The 16,134-nt window shown below is 56.6% G+C and carries 16 protein-coding genes; 14 read left to right on the top strand and 2 right to left on the bottom strand.

From position 1 onward, the window contains the following. Window positions 1–87: 87 nt before the first annotated feature. Window positions 88–327, bottom strand: a complete 240-nt coding sequence (locus AZOLI_RS33870; RefSeq protein ID WP_162488448.1) for a transposase — start codon at window positions 325–327, stop codon at window positions 88–90. 382 nt (window positions 328–709) lie between these two features. Between AZOLI_RS33870 and AZOLI_RS26745 the strand changes: the two genes are divergently transcribed. The 14 genes from AZOLI_RS26745 (at window position 710) to AZOLI_RS26690 (ending at window position 15,521) form a co-directional block, all read left to right on the top strand. After that, the gene (locus AZOLI_RS26745; RefSeq protein ID WP_044553250.1) at window positions 710–1,003 is read left to right on the top strand and encodes a hypothetical protein; all 294 of its coding nucleotides are present in this window, start codon (window positions 710–712) and stop codon (window positions 1,001–1,003) included. A 71-nt stretch (window positions 1,004–1,074) separates the two neighbouring features. After that, a complete protein-coding gene (locus tag AZOLI_RS32780; RefSeq protein ID WP_162488447.1) occupies window positions 1,075–1,455 on the top strand; it encodes a hypothetical protein in 381 nt (126 codons plus the stop codon). Window positions 1,456–1,464: 9 nt separating this feature from the next. Continuing rightward, window positions 1,465–2,307, top strand: coding sequence for a hypothetical protein (locus tag AZOLI_RS30580; RefSeq protein WP_014189781.1), 843 nt, complete (start codon window positions 1,465–1,467; stop codon window positions 2,305–2,307). A 15-nt stretch (window positions 2,308–2,322) separates the two neighbouring features. Then, entirely contained in the window at window positions 2,323–2,706 is a 384-nt protein-coding gene (locus AZOLI_RS31865; protein WP_162488446.1) for a hypothetical protein, read from the top strand. A gap of 2 nt (window positions 2,707–2,708) precedes the next feature. After that, the gene (locus AZOLI_RS26730; RefSeq protein ID WP_162488445.1) at window positions 2,709–4,280 is read left to right on the top strand and encodes a DUF4384 domain-containing protein; all 1,572 of its coding nucleotides are present in this window, start codon (window positions 2,709–2,711) and stop codon (window positions 4,278–4,280) included. 21 nt (window positions 4,281–4,301) lie between these two features. Then, window positions 4,302–5,060, top strand: coding sequence for an OmpA family protein (locus tag AZOLI_RS30575; RefSeq protein ID WP_014189778.1), 759 nt, complete (start codon window positions 4,302–4,304; stop codon window positions 5,058–5,060). A 528-nt stretch (window positions 5,061–5,588) separates the two neighbouring features. After that, on the top strand, window positions 5,589–7,064 hold the full coding sequence (locus tag AZOLI_RS30570) for an FHA domain-containing protein (protein WP_162488444.1): 1,476 nt from the start codon (window positions 5,589–5,591) through the stop codon (window positions 7,062–7,064). 150 nt (window positions 7,065–7,214) lie between these two features. Further along, window positions 7,215–7,673, top strand: coding sequence for an FHA domain-containing protein (locus AZOLI_RS33440; protein ID WP_244442657.1), 459 nt, complete (start codon window positions 7,215–7,217; stop codon window positions 7,671–7,673). Beyond that, window positions 7,670–8,701 carry a PP2C family protein-serine/threonine phosphatase gene (locus tag AZOLI_RS26710; RefSeq protein ID WP_014189774.1) on the top strand — a complete coding sequence of 344 codons (1,032 nt, stop codon included), beginning with the start codon at window positions 7,670–7,672 and terminating at the stop codon, window positions 8,699–8,701. The genes AZOLI_RS33440 and AZOLI_RS26710 overlap by 4 nt, the downstream gene beginning before the upstream one ends. Then, window positions 8,698–9,777 (top strand): PP2C family protein-serine/threonine phosphatase, encoded by a 1,080-nt coding sequence (locus AZOLI_RS30565; RefSeq protein ID WP_014189773.1) that lies wholly within the window; start codon window positions 8,698–8,700, stop codon window positions 9,775–9,777. The genes AZOLI_RS26710 and AZOLI_RS30565 overlap by 4 nt, the downstream gene beginning before the upstream one ends. Further along, complete coding sequence (locus tag AZOLI_RS31850) at window positions 9,777–11,087, top strand: trypsin-like peptidase domain-containing protein (RefSeq protein WP_014189772.1); 1,311 nt, start codon at window positions 9,777–9,779, stop codon at window positions 11,085–11,087. The genes AZOLI_RS30565 and AZOLI_RS31850 overlap by 1 nt, the downstream gene beginning before the upstream one ends. 33 nt (window positions 11,088–11,120) lie before the next feature. Then, window positions 11,121–12,797 carry a protein kinase domain-containing protein gene (locus AZOLI_RS30560; protein ID WP_048816576.1) on the top strand — a complete coding sequence of 559 codons (1,677 nt, stop codon included), beginning with the start codon at window positions 11,121–11,123 and terminating at the stop codon, window positions 12,795–12,797. 79 nt (window positions 12,798–12,876) lie between these two features. After that, the gene (locus tag AZOLI_RS31845; protein ID WP_014189770.1) at window positions 12,877–14,328 is read left to right on the top strand and encodes a serine/threonine protein kinase; all 1,452 of its coding nucleotides are present in this window, start codon (window positions 12,877–12,879) and stop codon (window positions 14,326–14,328) included. 59 nt (window positions 14,329–14,387) lie between these two features. Continuing rightward, a complete protein-coding gene (locus tag AZOLI_RS26690) occupies window positions 14,388–15,521 on the top strand; it encodes a hypothetical protein (RefSeq protein WP_014189769.1) in 1,134 nt (377 codons plus the stop codon). Window positions 15,522–15,918: 397 nt separating this feature from the next. Here AZOLI_RS26690 and AZOLI_RS26685 read toward each other — a convergent pair whose 3' ends face one another. Further along, window positions 15,919–16,131 (bottom strand): hypothetical protein, encoded by a 213-nt coding sequence (locus tag AZOLI_RS26685; protein ID WP_014189768.1) that lies wholly within the window; start codon window positions 16,129–16,131, stop codon window positions 15,919–15,921. Window positions 16,132–16,134: the final 3 nt, after the last annotated feature.

Raw genomic sequence — 16,134 nt, 5'->3', positions numbered from 1 at the left:
GGGGAGGCTGCCGCAGGCACAGCAACAACCCGCGACTTCTCACCGATCTAAGGGACAGCGCCAGCTCCAGTGGCTGGCAGGGGCGTCTTATTGGGCATGACAACGAAATGAGTTTCCTACGCCCTCGAGCTTAAACTTCAGGGGGGCTGGTGTCTCACCTTCATTGGCACGGAGGGGCAGGCTAACGTCAACGCCCAACTGCCGGGCGACCGCCGTCGCCTTCACCCCCGGCTGGAACGCTTCCTCCACCAGCCGCTGCTTCTCCTCCTCGCTGAACTGCCGCCGCTGCTCCGCACCCGTAATCACCTCGACGCGCTGGATAGCCATAGGGACTGCCATAGGGATAGCCATAGGGACAAGGCCCGATGATTCACCTTCCAGACCCCGTTCACAAGGCGGTCCTCGGCGCAGGAGTACGCCTCAAGCTTCTTAAGCGTCAGATGTATGGCAGAGCCAGCCTGGATTTGCTCCGCAGACGAACCCTCCTGGCGGCGTGATCCACGCAAACTGCGCAAGAACCACCCAACCGGGGCAAGATAATGGGTGCTGCTTCACATTTTCCAAGCCTGGCTGCAAAATGTTTGGAGAGGGTACACAAATATAGGGAAGTATTCCATTCGTTTGAATGGTGTGTCTTCGTCCGGATCAGTGCATCAAGGGTTTGCAGCCGCCGCAAATCGCGTCGGACACAAACAGGAGATCAAAGATCATGATGAAGCTGACTGCAATGGCGCTCACCGGCCTGCTCCTGTCCACCAGCCTGGCTTCGGCCGGTCGCATCGAAATCGGTGGCAATGCCACTCACACCGTCAACATGCGCGATGCCAGGACCACTGTGGAAGGCAACCTCAACTCTGTCGACCACAATGTCGGCAGTGCCGTCGGCGATGTCGGCGTCAAGGGGAACCTCAAACAGACGGTGACTATGCGCGACTCCATTGTTTCGGTAAAGGGGAATCTCAACGGGGTCAGCCAGAACATCGGTTCTTTGGTTGGCAAGTAAGTTCCCCGGTTGGCCGGCGTCATACGCCGGCCAACCCCCCATTCGTCCCCCCGTCAGACTCGGAGACCGAAATGAAACGCATCATAGCCCCACTGTTCACCGTCACCCTCGTCGTGTCCGCTGCCGTCGTATCGCCGCTTTCCGCCTGGGCTCAAGCCAAGCCATTCAACGCCAGGACGAATGTCGCTCCCGAAGATATGGTCAAAATGAACCGGATGGAAAGCGAGGCTTTGCGCACGAACGCGGTCAAGAAGGCCGGTCTCACGCCCGGATCCAACAATGTCTTCGTCGAGAGCACGTCGCGGACCGGAAAGCGGGAGGTCCAGGTCGTCAGCGGCCAGAGCCGGGAATGCACCCAGAACATCGGGGTGGTCGAAGGCAATGAGGCGGTCAATCTGCGCGAACTCAACGTTTACGCAAAGGAAAACATCATCGCCTCGTGCACGCGATAGGCGGCATCCATGATAATGAAATTCAACCTTTATCAGAAAAAAAATGCGATGTTGCGCAAAAATCGTATGTCTGATAAAGGTTCCTGCAATTTATCGCAGATTTACGAGGATTATCGTGACCTGAAAAGAGAGTATGGTGTAAGCCTGATGGAGGATGGCGTGTTGTGCGCGCCACCTTCAGCCCCTTCTTTGCCGGGAGGGCCTGGAAAATTCTATTTCTGGTGCGGGGAGCGGTTGGCGATGGGCGAGGCAGCGACTCCTTCGGATCCGCTGAACTATGATTGGAGCAATGCCAAACTGGACGTCGCTCTCGATATAGGGTTGCGGCAGGCTCGCACAGAATTCTTCGAGATCTTGGCGCGGCATACGCCGAATAAGGAGTGGTTCGACGAAACGATCGACAAATATAGAGAGCATGTGATTTTGATCTCTGAATTTCTTTTCGTCTTGCGAGCGCTGGGCGCCGATCAGCACGATTATTTTCTCGAGTTGATCAAGTTGCACAATCTCCGGATTACCAACATCCTTGCCAGTTCGGAACATGAAGGCAAGAGTGGCGGGCGGACGGATGCGCTGCGGGGCGGCCTGTTTCCGGAGGCGGTGATTGCCAAGATCAGCATGGCTTTGTCCCAGGGGGGGTTCGAACTCAGCCAATCGGACATGGCGCGTTTCCTGGTCGATGTGATGTCGGCCGAGACTTGCCGCAAGACTCTGGACGGCCTCAGTAAATGCGGTCTTTTGGAAGTCATTGTGCGTCCCTACGACAAGGCGAGGGTCATCCGGTCCCCCGGCATTCTTGAAAATTGCTTTGGTCTGTACATGACCGCCATTCGCCAAATCATGAATCGATAAATCAGGAGCGTGACCGTGTCAGCATCGCTGAGAATCGTCATCGTTGGCGCCATGTCTATGGGTCTTGCGATGGCATTCACGTCGTTTACAGCCTGGTCTCAGGTTAAAAACCTGGCGCTGGGCGAAACATTCAGGGATGCGCGCATTTTCACCAATCCTGTTCTGAGAGAACTGGAACAAAAGGACCCGGAGCTTCTTCGAGAGGTTCTGCGCCAGATCGACGAGGCCGTCGCTCTGCCTCCTTCAGGCACCGTTGCATTGGGGCATCAAACGCCCACGCCTGCCGAGACGCAACTGCTCAAGGCAAATCCTGATATCGCGAAAGCGCTGAGTCTGCGTCCCGACCCGATGCTGATCCTGCTTCAGCAAATACTGAAAAGTACAGGCAAGGGGAATTGACGATGAAGGACGAACCGAAAAAGTCCAACCGGATGGCTTGTCGCATCGCGCTCGGATCGGTGCTCGCGGTGTCGGCCTGCGCCTTGCCGAATCCAGAACACGCCACGATCATCGCCCAACCGGCGACTCAGCCGACCCGGACCATCACGGGTTTCACCGACGGTTTGCGTTGTATGGACCGCAAGCTTGGGGAACACGGCATCCGTCACGTCGTGGTCACCAGCACCCTGCTGCCGGACCGTACAGGCAATGTCGCGGTCGGAGGGGTCGATATGCTGATTTCGGCCCTGTCCACCATGTCGGAATCGAGTCAGGCTTTTCTTTACGTATCGCGCACCCGCCCGGGCGCTACGGAAGCCGCGGGCACCGACTGGGTGACCTATGAGGCTAAGCCTGTGATCGAGCGGGCAGAATATGTGATCGGCGGCAGCATTTCTCAAGCGGACACCAACATAGCCGCGGGGCGTCGCGGCTTCGATATCTCGCAGGAACTGTTCCAGCTTGGGGCGGCGGCCGACCGGCGCATCGGTTCGATCGCGGTCGACCTGCATGTGGCCCTGATGGATGGTCAGACCGTCATCCCCGGCGTCACCTCCAACAACACCGCGGTCATCGCCAGCGAGGGAAAGTCGGGTGAGGCCGGCGCGCGCATCCTGAAGGCGGGTGTGCGCTTCAATCTCAGCGTCGACAAGCAGGAAACCATCGGGCAGGCGGCGCGCACCCTGATAGAACTGGGCAGTATCGAACTGGTCGGTAAGCTCTTCAAGCTTCCCTACTGGGATTGCCTGCAGATCGACAACGGCAATAAACTCGTCCAGGAGCAGTTGCGCGCTTGGTACGATGGTGTCTCTGAAACCGAGCGGCTCCAGTACATCCGTCAATCCCTGGAGCAGCGTGGGTATCTGACGGGTGGCGGGGCGAACGACCCGGATGCGCTGCGCGCGACGCTGGCCCGTTTCCAGGCCGACAACAATCTCGTGGCAAGCGGCCGGCCGACATTCGAAACTTTCATGAAGCTCAGCCAGGGAGCCAACGCCCTACCATTGCCGGGGGGGGGCTTTGGTCCCGGCGCGTCGTCGCAAATGCTGGCCGCGACACGGCCGGCGAGGGAACTGACGGTCAATGTTCGAAGCACCGGCGCCCTGGCCGCGGCTGGACCGGCGGCCAAGGTCGGTGCGGATTTCAAGACGGGGGATCGCACGGCGTTCATCGTTACCTTGTCGCGCAGCGCCCATCTCCGTTGCTTTTACACGGACAGTGCTGGCGCAACCGTCCGTCTTTATCCCAATCGATTCCAGACGGCGTCCTTCGTATCGTCCGGTACCGCTTTGACCATCCCGCCTGTCCGTGGAGATGACGTCGGTTTCGACATCAAACTGCGCCGGCCTGGGATAGAGGAGGTCGCCTGCTTCGCCAACGAACGGGGGTTCGATGATGGGCATGCGGCGATATTGGCCCATCAGGATCTGATGCCGATTCCGGGTGTGACGTCGGTGGATGCGATTGCCGCGTCGATCGGCGCTGCCGGTGCCGGACCAATCGCCTCGGATAAACTGTCTTATACAGTCCATTGACCGCTGGGGGAGAAGAGTGCCATGACTTGGTCGGATCATCGTGAACCCACCGACATCAGACGTGCCCTGGCCGGCTTTCTTCTCACGCTCTGCACCCTAACGAGCGTTCCCGGCATCGCCGCGCAGGATAATCCGGGGCCGGATGTCGTTTATGTCGTCACCGGACGGCTGTCATCCGAAGAGTTCCTTCAGCTCCTGGAGGCGCCGGCCTCGACCCCCGGCACCCAGGCGCGATCTCCCGATCTCGTGGGCCGGACGCAGATGTTTTCCGCTCCGGTGGGCGAACCGGACATTTCCGACACGGCGGTCAGCGGCACGATTCCCTATTCGGTTGAATTCCGGCCGGCATCGAAGCCATCGCCGACAGCACCGCAGCCGTCGCCGTCTTTGCCTTCACCGTCTCTGCCGTCGCCGAAGATCGGGGCGGGGAAAGCGGAATCGGGAAAGGTTGCGGTCGCCTACCTGATCAATTTTTCCACGAATTCGGCAGCTCTCAACAATGCAGCCAGAGAGACGGTCAATGTCATCGGGGGAGCCCTTCGCCTCCAGCCGGCGCTGGCCATCACGCTCAGCGGCCATGCCGACCGATCGGGAAGCGATGCGATCAACGACCCGTTGTCGCTCCAGCGGGCGATAGAGGTACGCAACCAGATCGTCGCCGCTTACAGCATTGATCCGACGAGGATCGCCGTCGAGGGGTACGGATCGCGGCAACCGCTTCCTGGCGTCAGCGAGTTCGATCCCCGCAACCGGCGTGTACAGGTCGTCCTGAGAAAATAATGGCTGGGGTTATGGGGGACGTACGACGGGTCCGCGCCGGTTGGCGCGGATACGTTTGACCTGCCGGGGCGCGGGCTGCCCCGGCACACCAAATAATGCAATGCATTGAGAGTCTCTCGCTATCCACCGAAATCTTCCGGCGGTGCCGTGCCAGACACGGTGGTGAAAGCGTGCTCTATGCCTATTCGGTGCCGCAAGTATACTTGATAAATATGGCAAAAGAGGATCTTCTGATCTTTACAATAAGTCATGATTTGTATTGCTTGAAGGCGGATATGTCGCTCATTTATGTAATTTTATGCCAGGACTCAATTTTAATTCCATCATTCCCAATAGGTTATCGTTGCAATTCTATCCTAATAGTTGTTAGATTTAAAATAACACCACTAAAGAAAGATTTTTGGCGTTCCTACGATTCTTCTGATGTTTTTTTGCACGCCTCAACTCTTGAACGTCGATGTTCGATGAGTCATGATCGATCAAAGATAGTTTGAATACACAGTTATTCATCCAAAGGAATGTGCCCACATGATCTGGCTGAGTTTTCTGCGTAGAATTGCGATCGCTGAAATTGCTGTGATGCTGTTGATTGCCATCGCTGCCGGAGCTCCCGCCTTGGCACAGCAGAACGACGTCGACTTGCGGTGTTCAGCAAAAAGCAATTCCGTGAAATGCGATGTCCGGCTGTGGGAACCGAAAGCGGTCACCGCGCTGAATGCCGATATATCCGGATCAAAGCTGGTCGTTTCGGCGATCACGCCCTTTCCCTATGCGTCCAACCTGCGCTCCACGATCCTTTTTCTGGTGGATTCAAGAAATTCCAGCGAGCGCAAGGCGACCATCGACAACCAGCGCGCCCTGATAAAAAGCCTGATCGAGAAAGCCAAATCTCATCACGACATCGGCATCGCCAGCTTCGCGAGCGGGTTGAAGATCCTGGCCCCTGTCGGCGCGAAAAAGGAGGTCCTTCTCGACGGGGCAGCGAAACTCCAACCCAACGGCCAGGCCAGTGAATTGATCCGGGCCGTGCTGGACGGCGTGGCAATGCTCGAAAAAGCCCCGGCGGGCCGCAAAGCGCTGATCGTACTCTCCGACGGCAATCTGAAGGACACCGCCTATAAGTTGGAGGACGCCATAGTCGCCGCGCGGAAGGCTGACGTCATCATTTTCGGCCTCGCCTATGCCGAGAAGGAAGGTGAAAAGCCGCCCCTGCAAAACCTCTATCGTCTGGCTCGCGAAACGCATGGCCCCTATCGGGAGGCCAAGATCAGCTCCAAGAAGCTGCCCGACGACATCGTCAACAATTTTTTCGATTACCTCGACAACGGTGGCCAGATATCGATCGATACGGCCGATTTCCACGGCCCCCATTCGTTGAAGATCGCTCTGACGACCGATGCCCCGACTCCGATGGTTCAGGCGGTCGATGTGATTCTACCGGATGCCCCCCCGTCGCATCCGCCGCAGCAAGCTCAATCGCAACCCCAGCAGCCTCCGTTGCCGCAGCTGACGCCGCAACCGGCACCACTGTCCGGGTGGGCCGCCGCGGAAGCTTGGCTTCTCGATAACCCGCTGTTGTCCTGGACGCTGGCCGCCGTCTTCGTCCTTCTCGCTGGCGCGCTGGCATGGTTCGCCTCAGGCCATCTCAAAACGAACGGGAAGAACACAAGGGATGAGAATCCGGCCGCGATCGTCGGCTGGCTCGAGTTTCTCGACGCCGAAGGACGGCGCATCCCGTTGCGCGCCCAAGCCATCCGGCTCGGGCGGGGGGCGGAGAACGACATCACCTTCACCAACGACACCGTGTCAACCTACCACGCGGCGCTGCATTGGCAGCGAGATGGCGGCTTCATGATCACCGACCTCAATTCCAGCAACAGCACCCTGGTCAACAATCAGGAAATCAAACAGCGAACTTTGTCGTCGGGCGACGTCATCGAATTGGGCGAGGTCCGCATGCGCTTGGTTCTGAACCAGGAGGCGAAGGGCGAGATGTCGACCTGAATATTTCCAGCTCTCGTTGATTCTTCAGCTTTACGGAGACGATACTTGACTACCCGAATCATCAATCGCGAAGAACCTGACAAGCCTGAGGCCCCGGGGGCGCAGGCGCCACGCCCCACCCCCGCTTCGAAACGAGCCGAGACGTCCCCCGTGGGAAACAAGGCGGCTGGCGGAGCAACAGGCTTCTTCAACCCCAACCGCAGCGATCCTCCTTCTGGCGACGGGCCAGCGGTATCGCCCGCACGCCAGACCGCACCGGACGAGCCGGTGGTGGGATGGCTGGTCATTGTTGAAGGACCCGGACGCGGCACGTCGCGCCCGCTGGGGTACGGCATGAACAGCATCGGCCGGGCCGAAGGCCAGCGAGTCAGACTGGATCTGGGCGACAACGAGATTTCCCGGCAGCAGCACGCTCAACTGACCTACGATCCTCGTGGCCGCAAATTCTACCTGCGGCATGGTGAAGGGGCCAACCTGACCTATGTTGGTGATCAACCCGTTCTGACCCCCGTCGAATTGCATGGCGGTGAATTCATCGGTCTCGGCAGCAAGACGGTGCTCCGGTTCGTCCCATTCTGCGGACCTGATTTCGACTGGCAAGACCGATGAACTTGGTCATCCAGCACGCCGGCGGGCAGATTCAAGGTGCCCGTCGGCGTCAGGAAGACAGTTTCCAGCTGGTTCCGATGGAAGACCCGCACACCGGCTTGCATGGGGTGCTGGCCGTACTGGCGGACGGTGTGGGTGGCGCGGCTGCCGGCGATCATGCAAGCCGGCGGGCGGTGAGCGTGTTCGCTTCGGCTTTCCAGCAGCAGACCGGAAGCGATGACGAACGCCTCGTCATCGCCCTCGCGGCCGCCAATGACGCGCTCGCCCTGGACCGTACCGTGGACCCGCTGAAGGAGGGGATGGGATGCACGCTGATTGCCGTGGCAGCCCGTTCGACCATGGTAACCTGGATCAGCGTCGGCGACTCCCTGCTGCTGCGGTCGAGAAACGGCCATTTATGTCGGCTCAATGAAGACCACTCGCTGGCTCCCGAGTTGGACCGGGCCGCGGAACGTGGGGAGATTTCCGTAGAAGAGGCGCTGGCACATTCTGACCGTCATACGATCACCTCGGCGTTAACCGGCGATCCGATACCGTTGGTCGATGGCCCTCACCGCGGTGACCCTATCCAGGAAGACGACCGCCTGATCCTCGCAAGCGATGGTCTCCTCAGTCTTTCCAGCCACGAGCTTTCCGTCCTGCTGGAGGGAGGCCCGCAGCCCGCAGGGCGGTTGGTCCAGCAGATTCTCAACTCGGTCGACGCCCTTCAGTTGGAAGGGCAGGACAACACGACGGTCATCGTCCTTGCCGCCGATCGCCCGGATTCAATGCCGATTCTTCTGGAAATGCCGGTAGTGCCGCCCCTTCGGTCGCTTGAAGCGCCGGCGGCGTCCAACAGGCGCCTGAAAGACCGCGTGACCGCGATCATGAGGATGACGGCCCTGTTCCTCTCGCTTGTCTTCCTCTGTTCCGCAGGCCTCGTCGCCGCCATCCTGTTGACCGGGGGATTGACTTATTCCGCGCAATCGACGCCATCCGCCGTGATTCCCCCGGCTGGTGTGCAGAAAAGCGAAGCTGCGAAGCCATGATGCTTCACTCGGCAAAATGCAGTCATCAGGGCAGCCGTTCGATTCAGCAGGATGCCCATGCCATTTTTCACGACCAGCAGGCGTCGGCGTTGCTCGCCGTTCTTGCCGACGGCATGGGCGGGCACGAGGGGGGGCAACTCGCCTCGCGGATCATTGTCGAGGCTGCACAGACACAATGGTCGGAAGGGGTTCCGGAGGATGCAAGATCCTTCTTCCTTTCCATCTGCGCTAAAGCGCAGAAAGACATTCTGCGACTTGGCCAGGAAAGCGGCATAAGCCCGCGCTCGACCGTTGTTCTTCTCCTCATTCGCGGCACACAGGCGGATTGGTGCCATATCGGCGACAGCCGCCTCTATCACTTCCACGATCAGCAGTTGCTTCACCGGACCCGTGATCATTCCGTCGTCCAGATGCTGTTCGACTTGGAGGAAATCAATGAAGAAGACATGCTTCATCATCTGGATCGCAACCGTCTGAATCGGTCTCTCGGTGGTGACGAGGCGCCCAATCCAACCTTCGGCTCGGCAATGATGGGGCCGGGGGACGGCTTCATCCTGTGCTCCGATGGCTTCTGGGAATGGGTGACGCCAAAGGAAATGGCCGGCGTGCTTTGGGAAAAGGGGCTTGATCGGTCTCTTCAGCGCTGGGTGGACGAGGCGGTGGTTCGCGGTGGGACGGCAGCGGACAATGTCACCGCCATCGTCGTGCGCTGGCCCAGCCAGCGGGAAGATCAACTGACGGGTCCGCTCAGAGTCGTCCTGCCCGGATTGCCCCATGCGACCAAGATCGCTGTTCAGAAGCACACGCTGCACGTGACTCTTGCAATCATCGTGGCGCTGCTGATCGGCTTCATCGGAGGCTTTTTGCTTGGCAAGTTGATCATAACGAATGAGCCGCCCGCCAATCAGGCGGATCACGGGGCGCCGGCTGCGAGGCAAGGCAATAATAATAATACGGCAGTCTCACAATCCGGTGTCCCTCCAACTTCGGGGGCTCAGACGACCGGCACCGGACAGAGAGAAGTGCCATCGGTTCCTGGAGCTAACACTACGCCTGAGGCGCAGGGAACAAGATAATGACTGAGCTCAAAATTAATCGGACTTTCAGAGTGTGTGGCGCTTTTGCGGCGGCGGCGTTCTGCACCTGCGCATTGGTTTCTGGGGCGGTGCGTGCGTTCGACGTTAAATCGGTCGAACAAAGCGTTGTCCGCTTGGTGCGCTATTCTGATAATCAACAAAAAGCATTCGGTACAGGATTCGTTGTCAGCAATGGCGGATATATCGCAACCAATCGCCATGTGGTTGGTTGCAACTCCAAAGAAAAATGCCATGTAAAAATGTTCGTTCAACAGGGAAGTACCCAAGATCGTGTTGATCTCTTATCAACAGAACTGATTGCGCTGGATCTGGAGCTTGATCTGGCGCTACTGCGCCTTAACAATACTCTTCTCCACCCACTACCTTTGGCCATGGAAGAACCGGAGAAGGGTGCACGGGTCCATGCTTTCGGCTTCCCGGTAGCAGGAGATACAGGGATTGGCGGAAGCGGTTTGTCGAATCCAACGCTTACGGAGGGGATCATAAGTCGGGTGGAGACAGGGCGCTGGGATACATCATCGGGATCAACCCTGCGTCTGGTGCAACACACCGCCAACATCAATCGGGGCAACAGTGGTGGTCCATTGCTCGACGACTGCGGGAGGGTCGTCGGTATCAATACCGCGTTGCCAAGACCTGAGCGTTTGCCAGATGGAACTTTTCTTCAACCAAACGGAATATACTTTGCCTCCCATGCCGGAAGTTTGGCGGACTTACTGAAGAGATCAAACCTCTCCTTCGAAGCGCAGTCGTCTTCCTGTGTGCCGGCGGCGGCACCCAACAGTATCGTCATTTGGCTGGTCACCGTATTGTCCACCGCAGCGTTGGCCGCCGCGACCATCGCCTTTGTCCGCCGGCCACAACTAATAACAGAAACATACAGTCAGTGGATGCGGAGACAACCTCGTCCATCAGGCACTTGTCCGCCCAGGAAGGATCAGCGGGGAAACGACGATCCCTCACCACGCTGGCAGATCAGGGGAACGGACGGCAACGGGCAACCTGTGCACTTCGTCATTGATGAGGCGCTCTTAAAAGAAAGCTCAAATGGACTGATCGTGGGAAGCAATGAACAGGTCGCTGAGAAAGTGATCAACGACGACACGGTATCGGGACAGCATGCCCGATTTACGATCGTGAACGGAATTCTTCATATCGAGGACCTCAAATCCACCAATAAAGTTTCTATCGATGGCGGGAGGCCCATCGATCCATTGGTACCAAAGCCACTTTCTGCCGGCGCTGAAATCGAGTTGGGAGAGACTCGATTAAAGGTTCTACGGATCTGATGGGACATGGGACGGTCGAGGAGAGCATTCGCCATGAGCGGGGATGAACAAAGGACGCCGGGCTATCAAGGGATTTTTTCCCTGTCGGGGGCGGACGGATCGGGGCGGCCGATCGAGATCATCCTTGAAGAGTCGCTTTTGCAGAGTAACGGTGGCTCCGTTACTCTGGGACGTGACAATTCTCTCTCCAGCATCGTGATCGATGACGATACGGTGTCGCGCCAGCACGCGCGTTTCGTCGTTTCCGGAAATGAACTGACGGTAGAGGACCTCAATGCCGTGAACGGTGTCTATATTCAGCATCACGGCTTCCTGGAGCCTTTTGTTCCCATCGTCGTGCCCCACGGAACAGTCTTGGAATTCGGCGAGACCAAGCTGACCGTGTCCTATGAGGAAGGCACGAGGTCGTCCAATTCCGGCGCGAGCCGGGACGCCCTTCCTATCGGAACCTGGCTGCGGGACTACCGGATCGAGGATGTGCTCGGCCAAGGCGGGTTCGGGATCACCTATCGTTGCCGCGATACCCGACTGAACACGCTGGTCGCCATCAAGGAGTTCATGCCCCAGGACCTCGCCGTCCGGATCAATGGTTCCGATGTGGTTCCATCCATGCCTTCGAAGCAGGAACTGTTCGATAGGTATCGCGACCATTTCATGCGGGAGGCCCGCGGGCTTGCAGGCTTCAATCATCCCAACATCGTCCGCGTCCTGTCCAACTTTGAGGCGAATGGAACCACCTATACCGTCATGCAGTTCGAGGACGGGGAGACCTTGGAACGCCATTTGATTCGCCAAGGCGGCCGGCTTACCGAAAGTGGAATCAGGACAATTTTTCTGAGCATCTTGGATGGATTGTCCGCGATGCATCAGGTTGGATTGCTGCATCGGGATATTTCTACCAACAACATCATCGTCCGCAGGAACGGCGACGCCGTCCTGATCGATTTCGGCTCTCTGCGCCAAGCCATGGACGTCCCGATTGGCAACAATAATTTTGCGCGGTCTGCCCAAACCTATCTAGACGGCTATAGCCCGCCCGAAATTTATACGATTCGGGGCCGGCGCATCCGGTCAACCGATATCTACAGCCTGGCAGCGGTCATTTACCGGGTTGCCGTTGGCGTACCGCCACCACCGGCGCCGGACCGGACCAATGCAATCGCAAATAACGATCCCGACATTCTCGTACCGCTCCAGCAGCAGCGGATCAACGGCTATAGTGTCGAATTCCTATCTGCCATCGATTGGGCCTTGAGCTTGAAATCCAAGGATCGCCCTCAGAGCATAGATGAGTGGAGGGTACGGCTTGGATCAAAATATCTCAATAAAAGTGTCAAGAATATAGAAGAAAAAAGCGGATCGCGATTAAATATATTTTCTGCTGTATTCAATTTTCAGGGCCGATTGCCGAGGAGGTATGTATGGATATATACGTTATTTTATATTGTGGCGTTTTTATTGTCTAACATAATGGCAGACATCAATCATATTAGTGAAAATGATAAGGAGATAATTTTCCTGGTTCAGTTCTTTGTTCTGATCTGGACCAGTGTTGCCATTTTCTCAAAGAGATTCCATGACATCGATCGATCCGGCTGGTGGGCTTTATTGAGCGCCATTCCGGTTTTCGGTTTACCTCTGCTGTTGATGGCGTGTGGCTTTCAGCGTGGCACACCGGGGCCGAATCGGTTCGGAGCGCAGCAACCATGACAGATCTACGCTTCAGGAATCATCATGAAGGATATCATTCCTCGAGAAAGAGCAATGAGAGCATTCTGAGGATACGGGGATGAGCGAATCGATCGAGCTTCCGCCAGGGACACGGTTGCGGGAATACCGGATCTTACAGACGCTGGGACGCGGCGGGTTTGGTATAACATATCTCGCCTATGACCAGAATTTGGATAAGCGGTTCGCAATTAAGGAATTCATGCCTCAGGGCCTCGCTGCCCGCATGCAGTCCGTGGGAGTGACGGCGCTGTCCCGAAGCGACAGCAACCTTTTCGACAAGTTCCGTAAGCGCTTCATCAAGGAAGCGCAGTTCCTGGCCCGCTTCGATCATCCGAGCATCGTGCGCGTGTATGCCTATTTCGAGGAGAATGGCACCGCTTACATGGTGATGCGGTTCGAGGAGGGGATTACTTTTGAGAGTTATCTGGACAATCTGCAAAACCGTCCAGACGAAGCCGAGCTGCTGCGACTGTTTGGCACGGCCTTGGACGGTTTGGCGGAAATGCACCGGATGGGGTTGCTGCACCGTGACATTTCAGCACGCAACATCCTGGTGAGGCCAAACGGCACCATGGTGCTGATCGACTTCGGATCGGTACGAGACGATCTCGCCAATCAAGAGGCCGCGGAGGGCGCATCAAGTGCGCAAACCTGCACGGATGGCTATAGCCCGCCCGAGGTGTATACCACACAGGGGGTACGCGCCCCGGCCACCGATATTTATGGTCTGGGAGCTGTACTGTATCTTGCGGTGACTGGGCGCGCTCCGGTTTCCGCCCATGATCGCCTACACGGGGTCCAAGAAGATGGCGCCGATCCGCTGCCCCCCGCGGTAAAAGCCGCTCGGCGCGGCTATCGGAAAAGCTTCCTGAGGGCGATCGACTGGGCGCTTAATTTGCGGACCAAAGACCGTCCCCAGAACGTCGATCAGTGGCGTGCCGCACTGTTTGAGAAGAAAACGGCCAGATTCGGAACGTGGATCGTGATTCCTACAGTAGTCCTTATCCTAAGCCTCACCGCTTATGTGGCCAAACAGAACAATACAGACAGCATCCAGGATTGGTGGGGTTCGATATTGTTACTGTTTAAGCACGACACCTCTCCTCCTGAGCCGAAGCCGCCGTCGCCACCGCCTGAGCCGAAGCCTCAGCCTGAGCCGCCGGAAAAACTTTCACCGTGCAAGGAGATCGATACCCTTTTAAAGGAAGGAAATCCTGATAAGCTCTTGGGGATGGGGATTACATGCTATGGGGCAAAAACTCCTCAAACAGCGCTGATTTTATTCAGAGCAGCGGCCAAACGTGGAAACGTTCTGGCACTGAGATGGCTCGGCAAATTGTACGATCCCCGCGAGGATGAAAGCAGCGGAATAGATCAAATTGGGATCAGTAATGGCTATGCATCTTATAGTTGCTACACCGCCGCGGCCTTGAAAGGAGACAAGCAAGCTGATCTGGCTCGAAGAGATCTAACTCAGAAATATGAGAATAATAAAGAATGCCCGATTTAGGATGGTGGGAAAATTGTATATAGATTTGTTTATTAACTTTCTCTTCAGAAGGAGGTTGTATGATGTTGACTTTACGAAAAGGACCATCCAGCTTATTCGCGATCTATCTTTCCGTCACCGCCATTTTCATCGGCATGACGTTGCACCCAACCTATGCTGCAAACCAGCCGGAGCTTGTTGGCGCCATCGAGGTCGGGTCGTCCGGTATCAAGGCCGCAGCTTGGCAATTTATCCGGAGCGCTGACGGCAACAGCGGCCTTGAGGATCTCGGGTCGATCCCGCCCCGAAACGTCTCGGCAATCAATGAATCTGCGACGGAAGATGTTGCCAACGCAGTCAGTCAGATGATCCTGGACCTTAACAGCCAGTTCAAGGTACCTTCTGATAAGATTTACATTTATGCGAGCAGCGGTGTCGGAAATCTAAAGCACAAGCCGCAGATTGAATACGCAATTCTAATGAAAACCAAAATGAATATAGATGTAATATCTCCGATTACAGAAGCAAAGCTTATCTTTAATGGAACGGTGATCTACAAAGAGCGCCGCCCGTTCGTGGTCTCTATTGATATTGGCAGTGGCAACGTCAAGATTGCCCATTCGGATCAGCGTGGGCCGATCGAGGACATTGCGACCATCGAGCTTCCATTCGGGGTCAAGACTTTCGCCAAAAAGATCGATGAGGAGCGTGGTGACAGGAGCTTCGTTGAAACGGCGGCAAGGCTGAAGGAGTCCTATCTGGTACCGCAGATTCGCGATGCCATTTCGAGGCGGCCCGGCTTGCAGAATTTAAATCGCATTTATCTGGCCGGCGGCATCGTATTCGCCACATCCACGCTGGTGCGCCCGGACGGCTCGCTTCCCAGCCAGACCGACTTCAACCCCTACCATCAGCGAATCTACGCTTCTGATTTTGATAAACTCTACAAGAAAGCAACCACCGATCCGGATCACCTGTTCGATGTCGACCTGAGAGGCATCGGTAACTCTGCTTATCGCGATAAAATTGAGCAGAATATTAATAATATCAGGACAAATATATACACGGCAAACCAGTTGATCGCCGGCCTCGAAATCATGCGAGCGATATGTGACGAGATGGAATATAGAAAGAATAATAAGACAATATTCTTCTCAAAGGATGCCTTAAACGCACTGATTAAGGGGTATGTTATCGAAAAGATCGGAGAATAGAATAAAACACACTAAAATATTAGCGTAAATACAATATATTGATCCGTCAGGTGCTTTATCATGTGCCTGACGGATCCCGGCCCCCAAGTCCTCGGATATTCCGGTTCCGATCCTATAATACAGGCGCGACTGACCTGACTCTCTGTGGCTGGAGGATTTCCACGCTGAATTTCTCCGTTGAAGCAGACGCGGTTTACTGGAAGTGAACTGATTGTGAACCAGCGCCCAACCAGGACCCCAAATCGCCCCCACCACAACCACATGAAATAGTTGAGAAAAACTCTGCGGAGGTGGGGTTCCGATCGGCGTCGATCGGGCGCCTCACCTTGGTATACCCCGTTCAACAGAGAATCCGAAGTACGCATCCGGTGAGTGACGCGGATGCAAATCGAAGCGGTCAGTGGCCCGTTCGGTGGATTTGGATCAGTTCCTTGAGGTTCTCGACGCCATCCTCGGTGAAGGCATAGAAGCACTGCTCGGCTGGGCCGAACACGGTCAGGCAACCGTCCTCCGGCTCCAGCTCGATGGCGATGTCGATCAGCCATTCGACGTCCTCGCCGAGGATCTCGGCGACGCGCTCGATGGTCACGAGGTTGCGGGTTCTGGCCATGGT

Origin of the sequence: Azospirillum lipoferum 4B (genome assembly GCF_000283655.1) — a bacterium.
Classification (GTDB): Bacteria; Pseudomonadota; Alphaproteobacteria; order Azospirillales; family Azospirillaceae; genus Azospirillum; species Azospirillum lipoferum_C.
Note: the sequence above shows the minus strand (reverse complement) of the source record. Positions and strands in the feature narration are given on the sequence as shown.